The following is a 23176-nucleotide window of genomic DNA, read 5'->3' on the forward strand; positions in this document are numbered from 1 at the left end:
ACCTCGCTGGGATGGGCGCTGACCTGGCCCGGTGGGAGAATCGCGATATGGCCGGGATCGAGCCTCGCCATCTCATCCCGCACATGCGGCTCGACGAGCTGCTGTCGGAGCTGCAGGTGCGGCTCGACACCGTGCTGGCCACCCGGGACCGCGTGCACGCGCTGCTGGAGGCCGTCGTCGTGATCGGCGGCGACCTGGACCTGGAGACCGTGCTCCGCCGGATCGTGGAGACGGCGACCTCCCTGGTCGACGCCCACTACGGCGCGCTCGGTGTGATCGGCGACCAGAGCACGCTCGTCCAGTTCATCCCGGTAGGCCTGAGCGAGGAGGAGATCGCCCGGATCGAGCACTGGCCCCGGGGACTCGGCCTCCTCGGCTTCCTCATCAAGGAGCCGAGGCCCCTGCGGCTGGGACGCATGGGCGACCACCCCGAGTCGTACGGCCTCCCGCCGGGCCACCCGCCGATGGAGGCGTTCCTCGGGGTGCCGATCCGCGTCCGAGACGAGATCTTCGGCAACCTCTACCTGACCGAGAAGAGCGGCGGCGGGGAGTTCGGCGAGGAGGACGAGGCGATCGTCACCGCGCTGGCCATCGCCGCGGGCGTGGCGATCGAGAACGCCCGGCTGTATGAGGAGACGCGGCGCAGGGAGACCTGGCTCCAGGCGTCCTTCGAGGTCACCACCAGTCTGCTCTCGGGGGGCTCCTCACAGGAGGTCCTCACGCTCATGGCACGCCGGGCCAGGGAGATGACCGGGGGCGACGTGGTGACCGTGCTGCTGCCGGGCGGAGACCGGTCGGTGCTCCGGGCGGTCGTCGCCGACGGGCTGGCGGCCGCGCACATGGCCCGGGTGGAGGTGCCCCTGGAAGGGTCGCTCGGCGGGCGGGCGTTCACCCTCGGCCGGCCCGTCATGGTGGCCGACTTCGCCGAGGCCGGTATGCCCGCCGCCGTCGCCGGGCATATGCCCGCCGGGCCGGTCGTCGCCGTGCCGATCGGCGCGGCCGGTGCCGTACGCGGCGTGTTGTCGGTGTGCAAGCGGACCGGCCGCATGCCGTTCAGTGAGGCCGAGTCGCGCATGCTGCACGCGTTCGCCGGTCAGGCGGCGGTCGCCCTTGAGCTGGCCGAGTCGAGGCGGGACGCGGAGCGGCTCCGGCTCCTGGAAGATCGCGACCGCATCGCCAAGGACCTGCACGACGTGGTCATCCAGCGGCTGTTCGCGGTCGCCATGACGCTGATGAGCGCCGTCCCCCTCGTCGAGCGCCCCGAGGCCACCTGCCGCCTCCGGCACGCGACGGACGAGCTGGACGAGACCATCCGGCAGATCCGCTCGACCGTCTTCGCGCTGCGGTCGCCCGCCGAGGACACCGCCTCGACGCTGCGGGCCCGGATCGTGGAGCTCGTGGACGGCGCCAAGGCCCAGCTCGGCTTCCTGCCGGGCCTGCGAATGGACGGCCAGCTCGACGACGAAGTCCCTCCGGAGATCGCCGAGCAGGCCCTGGCCGTGCTGCGCGAGGCGCTGTCCAATACCGCCCGCCATGCCAAGGCGTGCCGGGCGGACGTCCGTGTGGAGGTGGGCGGCGCCCGCCTCACGCTCGTCGTGCGGGACGACGGGGTCGGCATTCCGGAGCTCGGCGGCCGCAGCGGTCTGCGCAACCTGGAGGAGCGTGCCGTACGGCTCGGCGGCCGGTTCGAGGTGGGCTCTCTCGAGGAGGGCGGCACCCGCCTCGCCTGGAGCGTGCCGCTTCCCGAGGCCGGGCTCAGCGGCGGACGCGGCGGCCGGAGAGCTGCTCGGGGACCATCACGATGAAGTGATCGCGGCTGCCGGGAGCCCACGGCATGAGCGGCAGCAGCGACAGCCGGGAGATCTCGTCGGGCTCGTCCACGGCCCTGGCGTGCCCGACGGCGGTCACCGACCAGCCGGCGCGCATCTCGGCGTCGAAGTCGTCCGCCTCGAAGGCCACGACGGCGTTCCGCGCGGCGGCGGCGAGCTTGGAGCCGATCGCGGTGCGGATGACGATGTTCCCGTCGACCAGGTAGAAGTTGACCGGCTGGACCGCGGGCAGGGCGCGGTCGGTGAAAACGATCCTGCCGATCGGGGTGGAGGCCAGCAGACTGAGGCACTCGCCCCGCGAGAGGATCTCCAAGCCGGCCGAATCGAGCTTCATGCCAGCAAGCCTGCTGGATCACGCTTCGCGCCGGTTAGGGGCGAAGGTCCCGTCATTCCTGTCGATCGGCCTTGAGGCGGGCGGCCAGCGCGGCCGCCTGCGTGCGGCGCTGCATGCTGAGCTTGCTCAACAGGTTGGACACGTAGTTCTTGACGGTCTTCTCGGCCAGGAACATCCGCTCGCCGATCTGGCGGTTGGTGAGGCCCTCGCCGATCAGCTCCAGGATGTGCCGCTCCTGCTCCGACAGGGCGGCGAGAGGGTCCTTCTTGGTGGCCTGGTCGCGCAGGCGCTGGAGCATGGTGGCGGTGGTGTGGGGATCGAGCAGCGACTGCCCGGCCGCGACCGTCCGGACGGCGCCGATGAGGTCGGACCCGTGGATCTGCTTGAGGACGTAGCCGGACGCCCCGGCCATCACCGCGTTGAACAGGGCTTCGTCGTCGGCGAACGAGGTGAGCATCAGGCAGGCCAGCTCCGGCATCTTCGACCGGACCTCCCGGCAGACGTCCACGCCGCTGCCGTCCGGCAGCCGGACGTCGAGCACCGCGACATCCGGTTTGAGCGCGGGAATGCGGGCCACCGCCGACTCCGCGGTCCCCGCCTCTCCGATGACCTGGATGTCGGCCTCGGACTCCAGCAGCGCGGCGACGCCCCGTCGCACGACTTCGTGATCGTCCACGAGGAAAACGCGAATCATGTCCTGAACGCTAATACCCTTTCCGGTTTCTCGGGTAGGGACCTACGGCCCTACAAGATCAGGTACGGCGCCGCCCGCGGCCGGACAGGCGGCGGAGCGCGTTCTTGACCCTGTCCCCGAGCGTGGCCTTGGCCACGGGTTCGCGGCCGTGGGTCTGGGCGTCGCGGGCCTGCCGCAGCTCCAGCAGAGCCGTCGCCGCGTCGGGCCGTTTGGACGGAGTGTGATCGCGCATGCGCCGCACCAGGTCCATGACCTCGGGAGCGACCCCGCCACCGCCCGCCTCGCCGTCCGAGTCGGGGAACGGCAGCTCCCCGGTCAGGAGCTGGAAGGCGATCACCCCGGCCGAGTAGACGTCGGACGCGGGTGTCATCCGTCCGGCGCTGGCCCGGCACTCCGGAGCCACATAGTGCGTGTCGAGGATGTTGGGCAGCTCGTTGGCCACGGTGTGCTTGCGCGGCCCCGGCTTGGCGTAGTCGAAGCCGGTCAGCATCGCGTGGCCGGTGTCGGTGACGAGCACGCAGGCCGGCGTGAGCGCCCGGTGGATCACGTTGTTGGCGTGGACGTGGGCGAGGCCGAGGAGCATGTCCTCCATCACGTCGAGCTTGGTCTCGGTGGCGAGCTGCCGCCCGGTGAGGTGCAGGTGCAGGGCCTGGCCGTGGACGTCGTCGAGGACCAGCACGAACCTGCTCTCGTCGTCGATCGCGAAGAAGTCGCGCGAGCGGACGACGCACGGATGCGGCGGGATCTTGGCGAGCGACTGGTAGGCGTTGGCGATCCGCCGCTGCTCGGCCACGCGGCGCTGCTGCTCGGCCATCGGGTCGGCCCGGTAGACCCGCAGCAGGACGGTCTCGCTGGTCGGGGCCGTCGCGTTGACCGCGCGGTATTCGGTGACCCGGCTGTCGCCGCCGAGCTGCTCCTCGACCTCCCAGTTGCCGAACCTGGGCGGCGCCGTGGGCCGGCGCACGGCCCCGTTGAGCGCCTCGATGATCGCGGTCCGGTACGGCGTGGCGTCCCGGCTGCAGCCGTGCCTGACGCGGGACACGTCGCTCAGCATGCCGATCAGGCCGGCGAGGTTGGTGACGTGCCGGGCGTCCCGGCCGCTCGGGTCGATCAGGACGGCCCCGGGGGCGGTCAGCACCACGAGGTTGTCGACGTACAGCCGTTCGAGCTCCCGGTGCTCGTCGATGAGCACGCCCTTGAGCGCTCGGGCGGTGCCCCTCAGCTTGGCCACGGGGGAGCCGAAGGCCTCGCGGTGCTGGGGGAACCACCGCGTCCCCGCCACCTCGAACCGGCCGCGGGCCCCTTTGACGTCGATGACGCAGAGCGAGTGCCCGGTGAGCACGACGACGTCGACCTCGAACAGGTCCGCGCCGCGCGGCACCTCGATGTTGTGCAGCAGGAGCCAGTCGTCCGGGGCGTTGTCCCGCAGGTGCGCGATGACCCGTCGTTCGGCGTCATTGACGGGCTTTCCGCCACCGACGATCTGAGCCATCTCCCCCGTGCCGCCTCTCTGACCAGAATGAGAACTTAATCCTCCTAGGTATCGGTATTCCCGCGCCACCACTGAATCCTCCGGCGTTGCCCAAGGACGAACCTTTCAAGAGTCACACATGGGATGAAGCGCCCATCGGCGACGAACACGGACGGTGAGCGGGTGGAGGATCCGTTTCGTCCAGTTTGAGGCGGGAAGCGGTCTTTTATGCGAGTTGTCGTGATAGGCGCGACCGGGAATGTCGGGACGAGCGTCGTCTCGGCCCTGGAAGGCGAGCCCAGCGTCACCTCGATCGTCGGTGTCGCCAGGAGACTGCCCGCGTGGGAGCCCGGCAAGACCGAGTGGCGGACGGCCGACGTCCGGAAGGACGCCCTGGCCGAGATCTTCTCGGGGGCCGACGCCGTCGTCCACCTCGCCTGGCTGTTCCAGCCGACCCACGATCCCGTGACGACCTGGCGGGCCAACGTGCTCGGCAGCATCCGGGTCTTCCAGGCCGTGGCGGAGGCGGGCGTGCCCGCGCTGATCTACGCCTCGTCGGTCGGCGCGTATTCGCCGGGGCCCGACGGCCGTCCCGTGGACGAGAGCTGGCCCACGCACGGCTGGCCCAACGCGGCGTACAGCAGGGAGAAGTCCTACGTCGAGCGCGTCCTGGACACGTTCGAGCGTGATCATCTCGACATCCGGGTGGTCCGGATGCGGCCCGGCTTCATCTTCAAGCGGGAGTCGGCGACCGAGCAGCGGCGGCTGTTCGCGGGGCCACTCCTGCCTCAGCGGCTCGTGCGGCCCGGCCTGATCCCGTTCGTGCCGGACATCCCCGGGCTGCGGCTGCAGACGCTGCACACGGAGGACGCCGCCCAGGCCTACCGGCTGGCCATCATGCATCCGGTCTCCGGCGCGTTCAACCTCGCCGCGGACCCCGTAGTCGATCCGCCCGTGCTGGCGGAGCTGCTCGGGGCGCGCCGCGTCCCCGTGCCGCGCTGGCTGGCCACGTCGGCGGTGGCCGCGGGCTGGCACATGCACCTCATCCCGGCCTCACCGGGGCTCATCGAGCTGGCCCTGAGGACCCCGGTCATGGACACCACCCGCGCCCGCACCGAGCTGGGCTGGTGTCCCCGCCACAGCGCCACGGACGCGCTCCGCGAGCTCATCGAGGGCGTGTACGGCGGAGCGGGCATGGCCACACCGCCGCTGGCGCCCGACGAGGGGCCGAGGGGCCGGCTCAAGGAGATGGCCTCCGGCATCGGAAGACGCCAATAGCGCCACAGAGGGGAGACTCCGATGTCGCTCGTCGATCCGGAATGCGTCCGGCGGCTGCTGGAGTCGGCGGATCCGGATGTCGCCCTGGTCTATGTCCGAGGAGAATGCATAGTGCTGCCCGTCGACCAGATCGACGACAGGCACCGGGCGATGGTGATCATGCGGCGCGCGGACGTCCGTGAGATCCGTGCCGGCGGTCCCGTGACGGAGGAGCAGGTCCGGTCTCTGGCCCGATGTCTCGACAACGTGGCCCGGGACCTCGGCGCCTGACCGCGCCTTGTAGGAGGCCGTGTGGCCGGAGTCCGCGGCCAGGTCGTCCCAGAAGGAGGCGACCGGGCTTACCGGGCGATGCGAAGCTCGGCGAAGACCGCGCGGTGGTCGGATCCGGGGACGTCCTCGATGGCCGCGGACACGGCGGAGGAGCGCCGGTCGACCAGCACGTGGTCGATCGCGACCATCGGGAAGAGCCTGTGCCCGGCGGGCCAGGTCATGGTCAGCCCGTGCCCGGTCTCCGCCGCCGCGTCGACGTAGCCCGTGCCGAGAAGATCCCTGAGGATGGAGTGGTCCAGCGTGGAGTTGAAGTCCCCGGACAGGACGCGCGGCACGCCAGAGACCGGGGCCGGCGGCAGGCTCCGCACGCCCGCCGCCCATTCCGCGACGGTGCCGGGCACCGGGGCGACGGGATGCACGGCGACGATCTCGACGGGCGCGCCGCCCGGCGTCGTGGTCTCGGCGACCGGCATGTGGTGCCCCACGGGCTGGAAGAGCCCCGTGCGCTCGGTGAGCGGCCTCTTGGAGAAGATCCCGGTGCCGGTCGGCCCGTTGCCTGTCTGGGCGACCCGGTAGGGCAGCAGGGTCCCCAGCCCCTCGGCGTCCAATCGGGCCTCCAGCGACGGGGTCAGCTCCTCCAGGGTGACGACGTCGACCCGGAGGCGCCTGATGAGGTCCACGACGCCCTGTGGGTCGGCCCGCCCCTCGTTGAGGTTCGCCGCGAGGACGCGCAGCGGCTGCCCGCCGGTCCCGGCGGCGCCGCCGACCGCACGGGGGACGACCCACCAGCCGTAGACGACTGCGACGACGATGGTCACGGCCATCGCGGCCCGGCTCCTCGACGCGATCGCGAGGAGCAGCGGGAGCAGTGACGCGGCGGCGGCGAAGGGCGTCAGCGCGACGAGCCCGATCGGAAGGCTGGCGGTCTCCCAGCCCACTGTCCTGAGCAGCCCGATGCCGGCCAGCGGGACGACCGTCAGCCAGGCGAGCACGCTCGCCGCCCGCCGCAACCACCGCCGCGGCCGGGCAACTTCAAGATCCGGTACGACTTCGTCCGTGAGCACGCGCACACCCCCCGCGGCGACCCTAGCAAGGTCCGGCGCTCACGCGTGGTCGGCGCAGCAGGGGGTGGGGTTGGGGATCTCGGCGGGCGTGAGCCGGCCGCCGAGGGCGGGCATGGTGAGCAGCGTCATCCGGCCGTCCTGCCACACCGGCCGGACGTGGTCGTTGGTGACCACGAGCACGTCGGCGGGCGGCGGGTCTGGCTGGGCCAGCACGAGCACCCGGTCGATGGCCGAGCGCGCGAGCAGGTCGCCCACGGTGACCGTGCCCACGAGCTCGTCCCTGCCCGGGAAGAGCACGATCCGCCCTCCGCCGCGCGCCTCGTGCTCCGCCGCCGCCCGTGCCGCGCCGTCCGCGTCAGGCCCCGTACGGCTCTCGCCGCCCAGCGAACCGGAGCCCAGCGAACCGGAGCGCAGTGAGCCGGACACGCCCTCGGGGAGCAGCGCGAGATCGAACGGCGCGGGCACGGCCAGCGAGCAGGCCACGTGAGGCAGCCCGGTCCGGACGAAGTGGGTGCAGCCGACCACGCCGGACGGCAGGCCGAGCGCCTCCACCACGGTGTGGAGAAGGTGCTCGGCCTCGGTGACCGTACGCGATCCGGAGTCGATCCCGAGGATGATCGGTTCCGTCATCGATGCTGTCATCGGCGGGGCAGGATCCAGATCGGGTTGCTGTAGAACCAGAGGTCCTTCCAGGGGTCGGCGTCGCCGAAGACGTCGATCTGGGGGCCGTGGGGGTCGACCCCCGCGCCGAGCAGGCCCGGCGCGCCGCGGTTGCCGTCGGTGCCGCGAAGCCGTACGTACACGGGACGGTCGACGGCGCCCACGTTGTAGGTGAACGTGACGGTCCCGTTGTTCTTGCCGACCTCGAAGGACTGGACGACCTTGGTGGCGGGCGTGGTGAACACGTCCTTGTCCGACGCCGGCCCGGTGACGTCGCCCTGGATGACGTCGACCCGCGCGAGGGTCGGCACGAACTGCGCCCAGTTGGGCCGGTTGGCCAGCGTGATCTCGATGGACACCTCGACCTGGGCGCCCTGGCGGACGTACAGCGTGCCGCCGAGGGTCACGCCGCGCCGGTCCGACGTGCGCGCGCGGACCACCAGGCCGTTGATGAGCCCGCCGTGGTCGACCCAGATCCGGCCCTGCCGGATGCCCTCCATCACGGCGCCGTAGGAGAATCCCCGGGCCCCGACGTGGGTGCGGCTGTAGAAGCCCGGCCAGAAGTCGCCGTTGCTCAGGTTGGGGACACCCTTGTAGATGGGGTCCTCGTACCGGCCGTTGGCGTTGAAGTCGCTGTTCGGGCCCCGGTCGCTGGCGTCGCCGTACACCGTGTGGGAGTCGGAGTTGGCGGTGATCCACCAGGTCTTGCCCTCGGCCAGGAGGCTGTCCCACAGGCCGCCGACGGTCGCGGTCATCCAGTCGAAGCCGCCGAAGGTCTTGTAGCTCTCCGCCGGGTAGCCCGGGAAGGAGTCGGCGCTGGGGCTGTTGTCGTAGAAGCCGCGCCCGGAGCCGCCGCCGTTCGGCTTGGGGATGCCGGCGGCCTGGTGGCCCGGCGCGCCCTCCATGCCGACGGCGATGGATGGCTGCGCGTCCCGCCAGTTCCGGATCTCGTGCGGCGAGTCGAGGCCCTTGCGGGCCGGGTGGTTGGCGAGGAAGAGCGCGTCGTCGACGCGGCGCCGCTTGACGGCGTCGGCCAGGAAGTTCAGGCCGGCGATGGCGAGGGCCTCGTTCTGCGGGGTGCTCCCGGCGGCGTTCTTGACGCTGCCGTCGAAGGCGTTCTCGAACTCCTTGAGCGTGGCCACCTCGTTGCGGCCGGGGGCGACGAAGACCGTGCCGTGCTCGGCGGCGGGGATGTTCCACTCCAGCCCCTGGAAGACCAGGGTGTCCTTGACCGCCTGACGTGCCGCCAGGATGTCCGGGTTGACCTTGTCGACGCCGATCTTGGCGTGCGCCACGCTGCCGTGGTCGGTGATGACCATCCAGTCCAGTCCGTACGCGTTGGCGTGCTGGACGTGGTCGATGACCCGGTACATCCCGTCAGAGCTGTGCTGCGTGTGGATGTGGTGGTCGCCCGCGAGCCAGAGGTAACCGTCCCTCGGCTCGAAGCGGTCGAAGTCGTCGCCGCGCCCGGTCTCGGCGGCGGCCTGGCCGGGAGCGCCGAGCACGCCGGCGGCGGTCAGGCCCGCGCCCAGCAGTCCGGCGCGCCGGAACATCTGACGCCGCGAAAGCTGTCCCGGCGAAAGCTCCGCGTCCGGCACCGACATGTCGACGACAGGCGCCATGTCACCCTCGGTGAGCGCCTGGCCCTGGTCGTGCGCGTGCGCGTGGTCGTGCGCATGGTCGTGCGCGTGATCGTGGTCATGGGAGTGCGGGTGTGCGTGCCCGTGGCTCATGCTGTGCGTGCCCCTTCAACTCCGCCGGAGAATCTTGCTCCGGCTACGTAGGCACCTTGGCGAGGCTGGCTGAATGAGGCGTGAACTCTCGAAGCCGAGTAAGGGTCCGGACCCTTACGGCTCGCGCCGAGCCGAACGCAGGGGCACCGGGCCGGCCGTACATGGTGAGGACGGCGACGCGACGATCGAGGAATCCGCCTGCGGCAGGGACATCTACGAGATCGGCTGGTCGCTCTCCGTAGTTACCGCGCCGCGGCGGAAGGGTAGCTGGTTGTCATGGCATCGACACGCTCCGCAGGCTTGGTGCTGGGTCTCGGCGTCGGAGGGTTCATCGACGGGATCCTGCTGCACCAGTTGCTGGGGTGGCATCACATGCTCAGCGGCTGGTTTCCGCACGACGAGCGGATCAACATGATCGGTGACGGCCTGTTCCACGCGGGCTGTCTCGTCCTCGTGCTCGCCGGCATCGCGCTGCTGGCCCGCAGCCGCCCGGCCCGGGGCCGTGAGCTGGCCGGCTGGATGATCGCGGGCTGGGGGGTGTTCAACCTTGTCGAGGGGCTGGTGGACCACGAGATCCTCGGCGTCCACCATGTCCGGCACGGGCCGTACCAGCTCGCCTACGATCTCTCGTTCCTCGCCTTCGGCGCCGTGCTCGTAGCGCTCGGCCTTCTGGTGGCTCAGGTCCCGATTCGGCGGACTTCCTCTGGATGATGACGGCGTGTCGCGCACTAACCGTAAAATTCTGGAATCCGCGACCGGACATATCGGACAGTAAATCGCCCTTGCGAGGACATAACCGGACCAAAGTATATAGACAGCCGGTGATTTCGTCGTCACGCTGCGTATGGTCCGTAGAATGCCGCTCGATTCCATTGCGTACACGGTGCGTCACCTGTGACCATGAAATGGAAGGTCCGGAATCCCCCTCCTGCCGGGTCAGCGCGATGGCGCCGCTGGGATTCCCGCGGCCCGTGGCAGACCCCAATGGAAAAGGGATTCCTGTACGGGCCTTTCATCATATTCACGGTCCAAAGCCGCGAATAGCGCATATTGGGAGGGGGCCCACAATGACTGCTATTCGGCCCCGCGCAAGCGGGGAACGCCGTCGCGAGGAGCGGTTTCACGACCCGGAGTTCGGCTCGTGGATAGGGGAGGTGGCGAGGACGGTCCGGGAAGTGGTCGACAGCACACCCCGGACCATCCGCCTCTGCATCCTGATCGCGGTTGCCGCCGCGTCATGGGCATACCTCAAGTAGCGATGGTGACGCACCTGTGGTCGCGGGCCCCAGGTTAAGCCGGACGGACTGCCCCGGCGGCCCGATTTACGAGATCGGGATGATAATCGGGGCCAACGTCAACGCTTGACCGTTAGGCAGGTCTGGAGCCCGCGACCAGGCGCGGCTAGCGCGCGAGCATGAACTCGCCGACCTTCAGGGCGCGCTCGACGATGCGGACGTCGCCGATATAGCCATGCAGGAGCTGGTCGAGCTTGCCGCCGTACTCATAGCCTCCGAGGAGCCACTGCATCCCGAGCGTGGAAAGGCCGGTCGACTTGGTGGAGGGGTTGCGCGCGACGGGGCAGCCGTCGACGTACATGGTGGTGTGGCTTCCGTCGTTCACCACGGCCACATGCCACCACGTGTCGAGTGTCAGATCGTGGCTCCAGTTCGTGACCGGACCGTCCAGGTTCAGCGGGTAGACGGCCCACTGCAGTCCCGGGCCGTCCGACAGGCTGAGAGTCACCACCGGCTCGTCCGGGTCGCCCTGCGTCTTCCCCGCCTCACGGCTCATGCCCCACCGGCTGAGCAGGCCGGCCCACTGGTTCTGACTGCTCTCCCAGTCGGCGGGGGCCTTGAAGAACGCCTCGACGGTGTAGCCGGACTCGAACTTGGCCGTGTTCAGCGGCGCGCCGGACGCGGTCTGGAGGTAGGCACCGCGAAGCGGCGACTTGTTCCCGCCGAAGTACAGACTGCCGTGCCCCGGCTGGTCGGGGTGGTGCTCGGACGACCACTTGAGCACGTCGGCCGGGCTGCCCGGGACCGCGACCTTGGTCAGGTCGTTGCCGTGACCCGACAGGTCCTTCACGCTCTCCGCGTCGCCGAACGGCGCCCCGTCCTGATGGGGGCCGTCGAACCGCCAGTAGGCCACCGTTCCGGGGACCACCATCGCGGACGCCGGCCTCGCCGGGCGCGCGGGCACGGGATCGAACCCGGAGAACCGCTCCTCGAAGTCGATCGCCACGGAGAAGTAGTCCTGCGGCCCGGTCCGCTCGATCTCCCGGCGCTCCAGGAGGTTCAGCTCCTCAGGCTTCTTGCCGAGCAGCCACGGCGAGATGGTCTCGACGTCGATGGTGTTCCTGGCCAGGTCGAACCGGTAGAGCCGGATCATGCCCGAGCCGCCGTAGTAGCGGTCCTGGTAGTTGGTGATGTGCACGTGGACGTCGTGGCCCGCGTTGTTCTTCTTGGTGGTCCGCGCCGGCGGCCAGAAGTGCCCGTTCAAGGTCAGGAAGATCTGGTCGTTGCCCGCGACCAGCTCGTTCCACACGCGGGCGCCGAAGTCGGAGAACTGGGCCTCGTCTCCGTCGTTGTCGACGTAGACGAGCTCGTGGATCGTCAGGATGACCGGCGTCTTCGGGTGCCGCCTGATGACGTCGTTCGCCCAGGCGATGCCCTTCGCCGACGGCCGCCAGTCGAGGGCCAGCAGCAGCCAGTCACGCCCGGCGGCGTGGAACATGTGGTAGGTGTTGTAGCCGTCCGGGCTGGCGCCCTTGAAGGTCTGCGACCGCCGGAAGCGCTGCGGGCCGAAAACGTCCAGGTAGGGCGAGGGGCCGCGCTGATCGTCGGTCGACGAGTTGATGTCGTGGTTTCCGGCCAGCACGCTGTACGGCACGCGCCGCCGGTCCAGGACGTCGAATGTCTTGCCGATCGCCTCCAGCTCGCTCTTCTGGGCATTCTGGACGAGGTCGCCCAGATGCGCCATGAAGACGATGTTCTCCTCGCCGGCGTTGTCGATCACATACCGGAACGACGCCTCGACCGGCTCCGGCACGATGCTCTCGCCGTCGAAGAGGTACTGGGTGTCCGGCATCACGACAAGGGTGAACCTCGGGTTCTCCGTGTCGGGCCGCCAGGACGAACCCGACTGCGAAGCCGTGGCGGACGTCGCGGCGGAGGCCGCCGTCGTGCCCGTCATGCTCAGAGCGGCGGCGCCGAGCCCGGCCAATCCCGTGGTGCGCAGGAAGGAACGGCGGCTGGAAGCCGCCTCCCCGCCGGGCCGCTGGTCGCTATCCATTTCTCCCCAATCCTTTAACACTGTCGCTTTGGTCCCTTTTGTCGCGACAGCACGTCAAGGTATAGGGAGCCCCGGTAGCGTACGGCGCATCACTCCTCAACACGGCTGAAACAGGACATGAATACCCAGGGTCGCGCGCACGAGAGTGCCGGCCGTACGGGCATGAGCGAGTTGCGGCTTTGCCATCCGGGACGATTGGGCGTTACAGGTCTGGAAATGGCCAAAGGTGAACAAACTGGTACACCTGGGGGTGACCACGATGACTGACAAATATCGGCAACTCGATCCGCAACGCCTCGACCCGGCGGACGCGCCGTACGCCACCGACCAGGGCATCCGCATCGGCGAGACCGACAACTCGCTGCGTGCGGGCGAGCGCGGCCCGACGCTGATGGAGGACTTCCACTTCCGGGAGAAGCTCACGCACTTCGACCACGAGCGCATCCCGGAACGCGTGGTCCACGCCCGGGGGTCGGGAGCGTACGGACACTTCAAGGTCTACGAGTCGCTCGCGCGGTACACGACGGCGGAGTTCCTGTGCGACCCGACCCTGGAGACCTCGGTGTTCGTCCGGTTCTCGACCGTCGCGGGCTCGCGCGGCTCGGCGGACACGGTCCGTGACGTGCGCGGGTTCGCCACGAAGTTCTACACCGGGCAGGGCAACTTCGATCTGGTCGGCAACAACATCCCGGTCTTCTTCATCCAGGACGGGATCAAGTTCCCCGACTTCGTCCACGCCGTGAAGCCCGAACCGCCCAGCGAGATGCCGCAGGCGTCGTCGGCCCACGACACGCTGTGGGACTTCGTCGGGCTCCAGCCGGAGATCACCCACATGATTATGTGGCTGATGTCCGACCGGGCGCTGCCGCGCAGCTACCGCATGATGCAGGGGTTTGGCGTGCACACCTTCCGGCTGGTCAACGCCGAGGGCCGATCGACCTTCGTGAAGTTCCACTGGAAGCCCATGCTGGGCGTCCACTCGCTCGTGTGGGACGAGACCCAGAAGATCGCCGGGAAGGATCCCGACTTCAACCGCCGGGACCTGTGGGAGGCGATCGAAGCCGGCGACTTCCCGGAGTACGAGCTGGGCCTCCAGTTGATCGCCGAGGAGGACGAGGCGGCCTTCGACTTCGACCTGCTCGATCCCACCAAGATCGTCCCAGAGGAGCGGGTGCCCGTGCGGCCGGTCGGCCGGATGGTCCTCGACCGCAACCCGGACAACTTCTTCGCGGAGACCGAGCAGGTCGCCTTCTGCGTGGGCAACCTCGTGCCCGGCATCGACGTCACCAACGACCCGCTGCTGCAGGCGCGGATGTTCTCCTACCTGGACACCCAGCTCATCAGGCTCGGCGGGCCCAACTTCACGCAGCTCCCGGTCAACCGGCCGGTCACCGAGGTGCGCAACGACCACCGCGACGGCTACCACCAGTCGGTCATCCCGCGCGGCACGGCCAGCTACCACCCGAACACGCTGTCGGGCGGGTGCCCGGCCCTGTCGGATGGGCTGACCTACACCCATTACCCGGAGCGGGTCGAGGGCGTGAAGACGCGCAGGCGCAGCGACAGCTTCTCCGACCACTACAGCCAGGCGACCCTCTTCTGGAACAGCATGTCTGCGTGGGAGAAGAAGCACATCGTGGCGGCCTTCCGCTTCGAGCTCGGCAAGGTCACCTACCGCCACATTCGCGAGCGGGTGATCGAGAACCTCAACCACGTCGATCACGCCCTGGCCGTCGAGGTCGCCGAGGGCATCGGCGTCGAGCCGCCCGCCAAGGAGGAGACCGAGAACCACGGCCGCAGCTCGCCCGCGCTCAGCCAGGCCAACCAGCCCTTCACGAGCGTGGCGACCCGCCGGATCGCCGTCCTCGCCGCCGACGGCGTGGCCGCCGGGCAGCTGGAGGCCGTGCGCGGCCCGCTGCGCGCCGCCGGGGCGGTCTGCGAGGTGCTCGGCCCGCGCGAGGGGGAGCTGGCGGGGCAGGACGGCGAGGCCGTGCCCGTGGACCACGCCCTCACGACCGTCGCGTCCGTGCTGTACGACGCGGTGGTCGTCCCGGGAGGCCCGGCCGGCGTGCACGCCCTGGCCCGGGACGGCTACGCCGTGCACTTCGTCGCCGAGGCGTTCAAGCACGGCAAGGCGGTCGGGGCCCTCGCAGAGGGGGTCACGCTGCTGGAGAGTGCGCTGGATACGGGGCGGGTCGGCGTGCGGACGGCCGGCTCCGGCGAGGGCACGGTGACCGACCAGGGGGTCGTCACCGACCTCCGGCCGGTGTCCGAGGAGTTCGTCGCCGCGCTGACCGCCGCCGTCGCCGCTCATCGGCACTGGGATCGCGACGCCGACACGGTCCCGGCCTGACGAGGACCGGCCCGGTCCGGGACGGCGGTACGGCTCGGGGCCGGGCCGGCCGTACGGCTGAGCCCCCGGTGTGAGCGCCGGTGTGAGCGCCGGTGTGAGCGCGGTGGTTCTACGCGGGCGTGTGCGCTGGGGAGGCCAGGCGGATGGACAGGCGGATCCGCGACCGGCCGGGCGACTGGTCGACGCTGACCGCGTCGCAGAGCCTGTTGATCAGCCACAGGCCGTAGCCCCGGTTGCCACGGCCGGGGGGCTGGTCGCGAGGCAAGTCCGCCGGGCTGAGAAGACCGGCGTTGTCGACCACCTCGACGGCCACGGAGGTGTCGTCGCGCCAGATGGCCAGTGTGCCGACTCCGCCCCCGTGCTCCAGGACGTTGATGGCGGCCTCGTTCGCCGCGATGACCAGGTCGTCGAGGCGAGTGCCCGTCAGGCCCGCCTCGGCGGCGTAACGCTGGATGTGCTCGCGCAACGCGGCGAGGTCATCGGTGATCGGCCACTGCCGGTGAGTCAGCACCGTCCTTCTCCACGCTCCTATTCGGGTCCACGTTTCGATCCGAGAGCCTCCGCGACGCCTGGGTGCACCGCGAACGCGTGAATCAGCCCGGTCACCCGGAAGATCCGGGTGAGCCTGGCGTTGAGACCGGCGAGTGTGACGGATCCGCCGCGCTCCTGCAGCAGCTTACGGATCACCAGCAGGATCCTGATGCCGGTCGAGTCGCAGAAGTCCAAGCCGGCCATGTCGAGGACGAGGCCGCCGTGCTCTGGGGCGAGCGCGGCCTGCAGGTCGTCGCGGAGTCGCTCGGCGTTGGAGAAGTCCAGCGACCCGTTGAGCGCCATGACCAGCACGTCGCCGGGAGGGTCGGTGGGAACACGGGTGAGATGCACTGGGGCGGTCACTGGGACACCTCGGCAGACGTTCGGGACGCTGAAGAATACGACGACAGGGGCGGCAGGGACGACAGGGACGACGACACGGAAGGCGACGCCGGGGACGTCGGCGGCGCGGCGGCGGGCACGGTCAGAGCCAGGATGGCGGTGTCGTCGGCCAGACCGGGGCCGAATCCGGTCAAGAGGTTCTTGATCTCTGAGACCAGCCGTTGGGCGTTCGCCCCGGCGAGGGTCGCCGCGAGATCGGCCAGCCGGTCCTCGCCGAACAGGTGGCCGCCCGGCAGCCGGGCCTCGGTGAGGCCGTCGGTGTAGAGGAGCAGGCCGTCGCCGGGGCCCAGGTGGAAGGTCACCGACTCGAAGCTCGGAGTCGTGAACAGGCCGACCAGCAGGCCCCCGGCCGGATGGACCGGCTCCACGACGCCGCTCGCGCGGACCGCGAGCGCGGGCGGATGGCCTCCTCCCGCGACGGTCACGGAGAACCCGTCCTCCGCCGGAGTGATCACGCCGAACAGCACCGTGCAGTAGGTCGGGTCGTCGGCGTCGTACTCCTGCAGCAGCACCGTGTTGAGGTTGTGGAGCACGGCCACCGGGTCGGGGTCGTAGATCGCGGCGGCGCGCAGAGTGTAGCGGGTCAGCGAGGTCAGTGCGGCGGCGGGGGCGCCCTTGCCGCACACGTCCCCGAGGAAGAACGCCCAGCGCCCGTCGTCGAGGTGGAAGACGTCGTAGAAGTCGCCGCCGAGCTGGTCGGGCGAGGCGACGTGGTAGAGCGTGGCGCTCTCCATCCCCGGCACGGCGGGCAGCGCCGGAGGCAGCAGCGTGCGCTGGAGGGTGGAGGTGAGCGTCTCCAGTCTGTACCGTTCCTGCTCCGCCTGGAGCCTGCGCTCGCGCTCGGCCCGCACGGTCGTCATGGCCGTCAGGCGCAGCTCCAGCTCGTCCATCACGATCGCGGCCAGGTCGGAGAGCACCTCGACCGCTTCGGGATCGATCTCCCGCGGTTTGACGTCCAGCACGTTGACCGTGCCGAGCCGGTAGCCGTCGGCGGTCGTGATCGGCGCCGAGGCGTAGAACCGCACGCCGAGCTCGCCGTGCACCAGCGGATTGCCGAGCGTCCGGGGGTCGTGCAGGGCGTCGCTGACCACGTACGGGCGGTTCTCCATGATCGCTGACGCGCAGAGGCCCGGATCGCGGCCGATCTGCCGGATTCGCTCGGGGAGGCCCCGCTGCGCCTTGAACCAGATGCGGTCCTCGTCGACGATCGTCACCGTGGCGATCGGCACATCGAACAGGCGGGCGGCGAGCGCCGCCACTCGATCGAACGCCCCGTCCGGTGGGGTGTCGAGGATGCTGTACCGGCGAACGGCCGCCAGCCGTGCCGGCTCATCCTCCGCGGAGACCAGGGGGGTCTCGGTCACGGTCACATTGCCTCGAATCCTGCACCCGGGTGCCTGCTGTCAGGGGATGACAACAGTTGATAAGCGCCGATATGACCGCCACATCTTACAACCGGACGGCCGGGCATCGTTTTGGCTTGTCAGAGGCGGGTAAGGCCACGCTGCTGCACCACGACGAGGGCATGGACAAGGGCATGGACGAGGGACTGTCTGCCGGACACACATGTCCCGTCACCCAAAGCGGCCGAGGCGGTCTTCCATGTGCCGCACCTCCGCTTTGTCCATTCTCCTTCGGAAGCGGACGCATGCGAGGGAATCATGAGAGCAGTCGTATACGAGGGTCCTCGTACGGTAAGCGTCGAGGACGTTCCGGACGCCCGGATCGAGCGGCCCACCGATGTGCTCGTCCGTGTCACCACGAGCAACATCTGCGGGTCGGACCTGCACATGTACGAAGGCCGGACGGACTTCGAGAAAGGCCGAGTCCTCGGCCATGAGAACCTCGGCGAGGTGGTCGAGGTGGGCGAGGCGGTCGACCAGGTCCGCGTCGGCGACCTGGTCTGCATACCGTTCAACATCGCCTGCGGCTTCTGCGCCAACTGCGAGAAGCGGCTGACCGCCTACTGCCTCACCACCAATCCGGAGCCCGGCATGGCCGGGGCCGCCTACGGGTTCGCCGACATGGGCCCGTACAGCGGCGGGCAGGCCGAGTTGCTGCGCGTTCCTTACGGCGACTTCAACTGCCTGGTGCTTCCCGACGACGCCAGGGAGAGGCAGACGGACTACGTCATGCTCGCCGACATCTTCCCGACCGGCTGGCACGCCACCCAGCTCGCGTGCGTCCAGCCCGGCGACAGCGTCGTGATCTACGGCGCGGGGCCCGTCGGCCTGATGGCGGCCTACTCGGCCACACTCAAGAGCGCGAGCAGGGTCATGGTCGTCGACCGCCATCCGGACCGGCTCGCCAAGGCGGAGGAGATCGGCGCCATCGCGATCGACGACTCCAAGGTGTCGCCCGTCGACCGGGTCATGGAACTGACCGGCGGAACGGGCGCGGACCGCGGCTGCGAGTGCGTGGGCTACCAGGCTCACGACCCGCAGGGCACGGAACATCCCAACATGACGCTCAACAACCTGGTCAAGTCGGTCAAGTTCGCCGGCTCGATCGGCGTCGTCGGCGTCTACCTCCCGCAGGACCCGGGCAGCCCCGACGACCTCTACAAGCAGGGGGAGATCGCCTTCGACTACGGCATGTTCTGGTTCAAGGGTCAGACGATGGGCACCGGCCAGTGCAACGTGAAGAACTACAACCGCGCCCTGTGCGCGCTCATCCACGAGGGAAAGGCCAAGCCGTCCTGGGTCGTCTCCCACGAGCTGGGCCTGGACCAGGCGCCCGACGCCTACGAGCACTTCGACCGGCGTGACATGGGCTGGACCAAGGTCGTCATGCATCCCAGCGCGCTGAGCTGACTCCCGTCCGCGCAGATGACATGGGCGTCGTCGCCCGTTTCGAGAAACCCGTCCAGAAATATCGGGAAAAGGAACGCACATGAAACCACGGGACGTGCTGACCGGCCGTGGCCGGGGCGGCTGAGACCCGGAAATGGGCCTGCCGTGACAGCGCAGGCCGGACTCGGCACCTCCGGAGGAACCTGTCGCGTGGCCCCGGCGAGAGCCCGCTTCCCGCTGCTGACGGTGGGCGTGGAGGAGGAGTTCCTCCTGCTCGACCCGGAGACGGGAGAGGTGGCGCCCGTCGCGGAGGAAGTCCGCAGGCGGGCAGGCGGGCCCACCGGCGCCCGGATGGTGCCGGAGCTCACCCGATTCCAGGTCGAGACCAACAGCGCCGTGCACACGGATCTGCGGCGGCTGCAGGGTGATCTGCGGGAGACGCGGGCCGTCGCGTCGGAGGCCGCGGCCGCCGTCGGCGTGGGGCTCGCCGCCTGCGGCACCGCGCTGAGCGGCAACCTCGGCATGCCGCCGCTGAGCCGCTCCGCGCGTTATGACCGCATGGCCGGCGAGTTTCGCGCGATCATGCGCGGGCAGGGGGTGTGCGGATGCCACGTCCACGTCGGCATGGCCGACCGCGAGGAGGCGGTGCGGGTCAGCAACCACGTGCGCCCCTGGCTGCCGGTCCTGCAGGCGCTCGCGGGCAACTCGCCGATCGCCGACTCCATGGACACCGGATACGCGAGCTGGCGGTCGATCGTGATCGCGCGATGGCCCAGCGTGGAGCCTCCGCCGTACTTCGAGTCGGCCCGGCACTACGACGGCCTGATCGCCGGTCTGTACGCCAGCGGGGCGATCATGGATTTCGGGATGGTGTACTGGCTGGTCCGGCTGTCGCACCACCTGCCGACGCTGGAGTTCCGCACGGCCGACGCCTGCGCGACGGCGGAGGAGGCCACGATGGTGGCCGCTCTGGTCCGGGCGCTGGCCGCCACCGCCCTGAGCGACGTGCGCGCCGGCGTTCCCGCCCCGGCCGTCGATCAGACGCTGCTGCGGGCGGCCTCCTGGCGGGCGGCCCGCGACGGCCTGGAAGGCGAGGGGTTCGATCTCCTCACCGGGAGCCGCGCGCCCGCCTGGGAACTGGCCTGCCGCCTGCTCGACCACGTGCGGCCGAGTCTCATGGAAGCAGGTGACCTGCCGTTCGTGACCTCCACCCTGAATCTCGTACGGCGGTGCGGCTCCGGGGCGGCGCGCCAGCGTGCCGCCTACGAACGCCGCCGCCGCGTCACCGACGTCGCCAGGCTCCTGGTCGAGCAGACGGTCACCGGTCTCCCGTCATAGAGGACGGCGGATCCCGGCTCGTGATCAAGGTCGCCTGACTGCCGAGGGCCCGTCAGGTGGCCGCCTGCGGCGAGCGCTGCTCGAAGTGCTCCAGTGGGGTCCTGGGGCTCCGCCCTGCGGGGCCCCGCCACTCGGCGATCAGCACGGTCGCGTCGTCGCGGAGATCGCCCTGGTGATAGTCGAGCACGGCATGCATGAGACGGCGCAGCGTCTCCGGGACGGGCAGCCCGTCGGCGTGGTGGCGAATCACGAAGTCGACGAAACGCTCCAGGCCGAACTCCCTCCCGGAGGCGTCGCGGGCCTCGGTGATGCCGTCGGTGTAGAGGATCAGACGGTCTCCGGGTTCGAGTTGCTCGTGGCAGACGATGGTCTCCAGGCCGAGATCGGTGCCGAGCGGATGGCCGGGCGGGCACTCCAGCTCGCAGTTCCAGCGGCCGCCGCGGATGAGGACCGGAGGATGATGCCCCCGGTTGATCAAGCTCAGCTCACCCGTGCGAAGGTCGAACTCCGCGATGATCGCGGTCGTGTAGCGGTTGCCGGCGAACTGCTCGATCAGCGCGCGCTCGATCTCCTCGGCCTTCTGGAGCAGCGTGCCGCCCTGGCGCCGCTGGTTCCGGCAGGTCGCGATCGCCAGGTTCGCGGTCAGACCGGCGGCGGTGTCGTGCCCCATCGCGTCGAAGACCGCCAGGTGCACGGTGTCCCCGTCGATCGCGTAGTCGAAGGCGTCCCCGCCCACCTCGTAGGCCGGCTCCAGCACGGCTCCGATCGCGATCTCCTCGCCGATGAACGTCAGCGGCGGCATCACCTGCCACTGCATCTCCGCCGCCACGGACATCGCCCGCGTGCGCACCAAGCGGGCGAAGGAGTCGCTGTAGCCGCGCTTGCTCGCCACCAGCATCGCGACCAGCGAGGCCAGGCTCCACATGCGGTCCCTGGCTTCGTCGTCGTCGAGCTCGGGGGTGATCCTCAGGACGCCCAGGCGCTCGGTGCCGTCGAGCAGCGGCACCCACCATCGGCCGGCGCCCTCGCCCGTCGACTCCAGGACGCCTCGCGATCTCTGGAACGCCCGCCCGGCGAGCGTGCCCTCGATCCGGATTTCGGCCGCGGCGTCCTTGCGCCACGATTCGTCGCTCTCGCCCCGCGCCTCCTCGTCCTCCGGCTTGGCCGGGAGCAGGCGCAGGACGTTCTGCTGGAGATCGGTGAGGTAGATCAGCGCCTCGTGCAGCCCCGCCCCCGTGGCGTGCTGTGCGAGCAGAGCGGGCAGTTGCTCCATGGAGGCGTAGTGACTTCCCTCCAGGAGTCCGCTCAGCATGCGCTCCGCACCGGAAATGCCCATCGTGGTCCACCGCCCCCGATCTGTCCGCCCACGCCCGGCGTGCCGTACGGCTCGGCCGGCTGCCGGTGGCGTGGCCGCGGTGGAGCCCACTGGCGACGTGGTGGCGTGCGCTTCCAATCTACGCCGGGAACGAGCGGGAGGAACGAGAAAGGGTGCGACCTGGCGGGTCGCACCCTTTCGGGGGCTATTCAGCGTTATTCGGGGTTGCGCGGGTCAGCAGGTCAGGTTGCCGCCAGGGGAGACACCCAGGATTCCGGCGAACCTCTGGTAGGCGGCGACCCGGCTCTGCACCTGGGCGGGGTTCCCGCCATTGCACTCCAGGGAGCCGTTGATGCTGCGGATCGTCTCGCCGAAGCCATAGCCGTTGACCATCGCGGCGTGCGCGGTCATCGTGCCGGGGCCGTTCTGCGACATCCAGTACCAGATGCCGGTCTTCCAGGCCACGGCCGGGTCGGTCTGCACCAGGTTGGGGTTGTTGAGCAGGTTGATGCCGAGGGCGTCACCCGCCGCCTTGTAGTTGAAGTTCCAGCTCAGCTGGATCGGGCCACGGCCGTAGTACGCCGCCTGGCCGGCCGGGCAGCCGTACGGCTGGCTCATGTCGCAGTAGTGCGGGTAGTTCGCGGTGTTCTGCTCGACGACGTAGACCAGGCCACCGGTCTCATGGTTGACGTTGGCCAGGAAGGCCGCCGCCTCCTGCTTCTTGACCGTGTCGCTGCCCGTGTTGGCGAAGCCGGGGTAGGCGCTCAGCGCCGCGACCAGGCCCTGGTAGGTGTAGAAGGAGTTGCGGCTCGGGAACATCTGGTTGAACTGCGACTCGCTGACGACGAAACCTCCGCCGCCGCCGCCGCCGCCGCCTCCGCCGCCACCGCCGCCACCGCCACCGGTGCAGGTGAACGGGTCCCAGAACCAGGTGCTGATGGTGGGGTCATAGCCGGGGTTGTCGTGCGAGGCCTTGTAGTACTGGCCGTTGGTGTACTTGACGATGTCGCCGGTGACATAGTTGTGTCCGGCCTGCCAGTTCGGGTAGCTGCAGGTCGTGCCGCCGCCACCGCCGCCACCGCCACCGCCGGTGCACGCTCCCTGGTCCGCCCAGACACCCGATCCGCCGGTGGAGGGGGCCTCGCCCTGGGTCCACCACTTCGCGGACCAGTTGTGGCTGTTGTAGGAGGCGGTCATGCCGCCCGTGTAGACAGCGGAGGAGCTCCACGCGGTCGCGCACGTGGCGGCGGACGCGGGTGTCATCGGCATGGCCACCGCCAGCGCGGTGGCGACCGCCATGGCGGCCAGAGCCGCCATGATTCGCAGTCTTGACACTTGATCACTCCTTCGTACGGCTCAGCCGTACAAGATCGACGACAGGACTGACCCGCCACGACCCCCTTACCTCGGATCGAGGTAGCCACCACGGGACTGAGGGCAAATCAACAGGATTTCGCTTACATGGGTCAATATCTGGCGAAGGCTTCGCCTGTCCCGAAATTTCGGCCCATTCCGTCTGCTCGGCGCGGTGGGAGATCATGCACAGTTGTCCCCTTCACGGCTAGGGACGCCGACCACATGATCGGTTACGTTCATGCCGATTTCTCCGCACACGGGAGGTTGGCATGCGCCGTCTGCCACGCTCTTCTGCTTACTCGTCCCACTCCTCATCCCGCTGCTCGTCACCGCCCCGGCGAAGGCCGCCGTGACGCCGCTCCAGGTCTACGGGGCCTGGCACTGCGGCGACGACGCCTGCATCTGGGGCGCTGTCCGTGGCGTGGCCAAGTTCACCGGCAGCCTCTACATCGCCGAGGGCAGCAA

The 23176-nt window shown here is 69.8% G+C and carries 19 protein-coding genes; 7 read left to right on the top strand and 12 right to left on the bottom strand.

From position 1 onward, the window contains the following. The first annotated feature begins 47 nt into the window (after window positions 1-47). Window positions 48-1805 (top strand): GAF domain-containing protein, encoded by a 1758-nt coding sequence (locus ABH927_RS19760; protein WP_370023591.1) that lies wholly within the window; start codon window positions 48-50, stop codon window positions 1803-1805. Here the strand turns inward: ABH927_RS19760 and ABH927_RS19765 are convergent. From ABH927_RS19765 to mads6, 3 genes are read right to left on the bottom strand one after another with little or no spacing between them, the layout of a single operon-like run. Next, window positions 1756-2163 (bottom strand): pyridoxamine 5'-phosphate oxidase family protein, encoded by a 408-nt coding sequence (locus ABH927_RS19765; RefSeq protein ID WP_370023592.1) that lies wholly within the window; start codon window positions 2161-2163, stop codon window positions 1756-1758. The genes ABH927_RS19760 and ABH927_RS19765 overlap by 50 nt on opposite strands. A 52-nt stretch (window positions 2164-2215) precedes the next feature. Next, on the bottom strand, window positions 2216-2857 hold the full coding sequence (locus ABH927_RS19770) for a response regulator (RefSeq protein WP_370023594.1): 642 nt from the start codon (window positions 2855-2857) through the stop codon (window positions 2216-2218). Between the two features lie 58 nt (window positions 2858-2915). Further along, window positions 2916-4349 (bottom strand): methylation-associated defense system protein kinase MAD6, encoded by a 1434-nt coding sequence (mads6, locus tag ABH927_RS19775; protein ID WP_370023596.1) that lies wholly within the window; start codon window positions 4347-4349, stop codon window positions 2916-2918. Between the two features lie 207 nt (window positions 4350-4556). Here mads6 and ABH927_RS19780 point away from each other — a divergent pair, with 207 nt between their 5' ends. After that, window positions 4557-5606, top strand: a complete 1050-nt coding sequence (locus ABH927_RS19780; protein WP_370023598.1) for an NAD-dependent epimerase/dehydratase family protein — start codon at window positions 4557-4559, stop codon at window positions 5604-5606. Between the two features lie 21 nt (window positions 5607-5627). Further along, window positions 5628-5876: a hypothetical protein gene (locus ABH927_RS19785; protein WP_370023599.1), complete on the top strand. Its 249-nt coding sequence runs from the start codon at window positions 5628-5630 to the stop codon at window positions 5874-5876. A 68-nt stretch (window positions 5877-5944) separates the two neighbouring features. Here the strand turns inward: ABH927_RS19785 and ABH927_RS19790 are convergent, their stop codons facing one another. From ABH927_RS19790 to ABH927_RS19800, 3 genes are read right to left on the bottom strand one after another with little or no spacing between them, the layout of a single operon-like run. Next, window positions 5945-6940, bottom strand: a complete 996-nt coding sequence (locus ABH927_RS19790) for an endonuclease/exonuclease/phosphatase family protein (RefSeq protein WP_370023601.1) — start codon at window positions 6938-6940, stop codon at window positions 5945-5947. Window positions 6941-6979: 39 nt separating this feature from the next. Then, a complete protein-coding gene (locus ABH927_RS19795) occupies window positions 6980-7570 on the bottom strand; it encodes a hypothetical protein (protein WP_370023603.1) in 591 nt (196 codons plus the stop codon). An 8-nt stretch (window positions 7571-7578) separates the two neighbouring features. Beyond that, window positions 7579-9333: a PHP domain-containing protein gene (locus tag ABH927_RS19800; protein ID WP_370023605.1), complete on the bottom strand. Its 1755-nt coding sequence runs from the start codon at window positions 9331-9333 to the stop codon at window positions 7579-7581. 276 nt (window positions 9334-9609) lie between these two features. Here ABH927_RS19800 and ABH927_RS19805 point away from each other — a divergent pair, with 276 nt between their 5' ends. Continuing rightward, complete coding sequence (locus ABH927_RS19805) at window positions 9610-10044, top strand: DUF2243 domain-containing protein (RefSeq protein ID WP_370023607.1); 435 nt, start codon at window positions 9610-9612, stop codon at window positions 10042-10044. 690 nt (window positions 10045-10734) lie between these two features. Here ABH927_RS19805 and ABH927_RS19810 read toward each other — a convergent pair. Then, a complete protein-coding gene (locus ABH927_RS19810; RefSeq protein ID WP_370023609.1) occupies window positions 10735-12624 on the bottom strand; it encodes a LamG-like jellyroll fold domain-containing protein in 1890 nt (629 codons plus the stop codon). 259 nt (window positions 12625-12883) lie between these two features. On the opposite strand from ABH927_RS19810, the gene ABH927_RS19815 reads away from it, so the two are divergent. Further along, window positions 12884-14977 carry a catalase gene (locus ABH927_RS19815; RefSeq protein WP_370023611.1) on the top strand — a complete coding sequence of 698 codons (2094 nt, stop codon included), beginning with the start codon at window positions 12884-12886 and terminating at the stop codon, window positions 14975-14977. 109 nt (window positions 14978-15086) lie between these two features. Here the strand turns inward: ABH927_RS19815 and ABH927_RS19820 are convergent, their stop codons facing one another. Genes ABH927_RS19820 through ABH927_RS19830 form a run of 3 tightly spaced genes read right to left on the bottom strand, consistent with a single transcriptional unit; the run spans window position 15087 to window position 17274 of the window. Continuing rightward, window positions 15087-15488: an ATP-binding protein gene (locus ABH927_RS19820; RefSeq protein ID WP_370023613.1), complete on the bottom strand. Its 402-nt coding sequence runs from the start codon at window positions 15486-15488 to the stop codon at window positions 15087-15089. 17 nt (window positions 15489-15505) lie between these two features. Further along, window positions 15506-15871 carry an STAS domain-containing protein gene (locus ABH927_RS19825; protein ID WP_370023615.1) on the bottom strand — a complete coding sequence of 122 codons (366 nt, stop codon included), beginning with the start codon at window positions 15869-15871 and terminating at the stop codon, window positions 15506-15508. Continuing rightward, entirely contained in the window at window positions 15868-17274 is a 1407-nt protein-coding gene (locus ABH927_RS19830) for a PP2C family protein-serine/threonine phosphatase (protein WP_370023617.1), read from the bottom strand. Before ABH927_RS19830 ends, ABH927_RS19825 begins: the two co-directional genes overlap by 4 nt. 297 nt (window positions 17275-17571) lie before the next feature. On the opposite strand from ABH927_RS19830, the gene ABH927_RS19835 reads away from it, so the two are divergent. Both ABH927_RS19835 and ABH927_RS19840 read left to right on the top strand, forming a co-directional pair. Continuing rightward, entirely contained in the window at window positions 17572-18723 is a 1152-nt protein-coding gene (locus ABH927_RS19835) for a glutathione-independent formaldehyde dehydrogenase (RefSeq protein ID WP_370023618.1), read from the top strand. A gap of 189 nt (window positions 18724-18912) precedes the next feature. Further along, window positions 18913-20040: a glutamate--cysteine ligase gene (locus ABH927_RS19840; protein WP_370023620.1), complete on the top strand. Its 1128-nt coding sequence runs from the start codon at window positions 18913-18915 to the stop codon at window positions 20038-20040. A gap of 52 nt (window positions 20041-20092) precedes the next feature. On the opposite strand, the gene ABH927_RS19845 is transcribed toward ABH927_RS19840, so the two are convergent. Together ABH927_RS19845 and ABH927_RS19850 are read right to left on the bottom strand one after the other, a co-directional pair. After that, entirely contained in the window at window positions 20093-21376 is a 1284-nt protein-coding gene (locus ABH927_RS19845) for a PP2C family protein-serine/threonine phosphatase (protein ID WP_370023622.1), read from the bottom strand. Between the two features lie 213 nt (window positions 21377-21589). Beyond that, window positions 21590-22690: a glycoside hydrolase family 19 protein gene (locus ABH927_RS19850; protein ID WP_370023623.1), complete on the bottom strand. Its 1101-nt coding sequence runs from the start codon at window positions 22688-22690 to the stop codon at window positions 21590-21592. Window positions 22691-23176: the final 486 nt, after the last annotated feature.

This window comes from Planotetraspora sp. GP83 (genome assembly GCF_041262585.1).
GTDB lineage: Bacteria > Actinomycetota > Actinomycetes > Streptosporangiales > Streptosporangiaceae > JAOEGB01.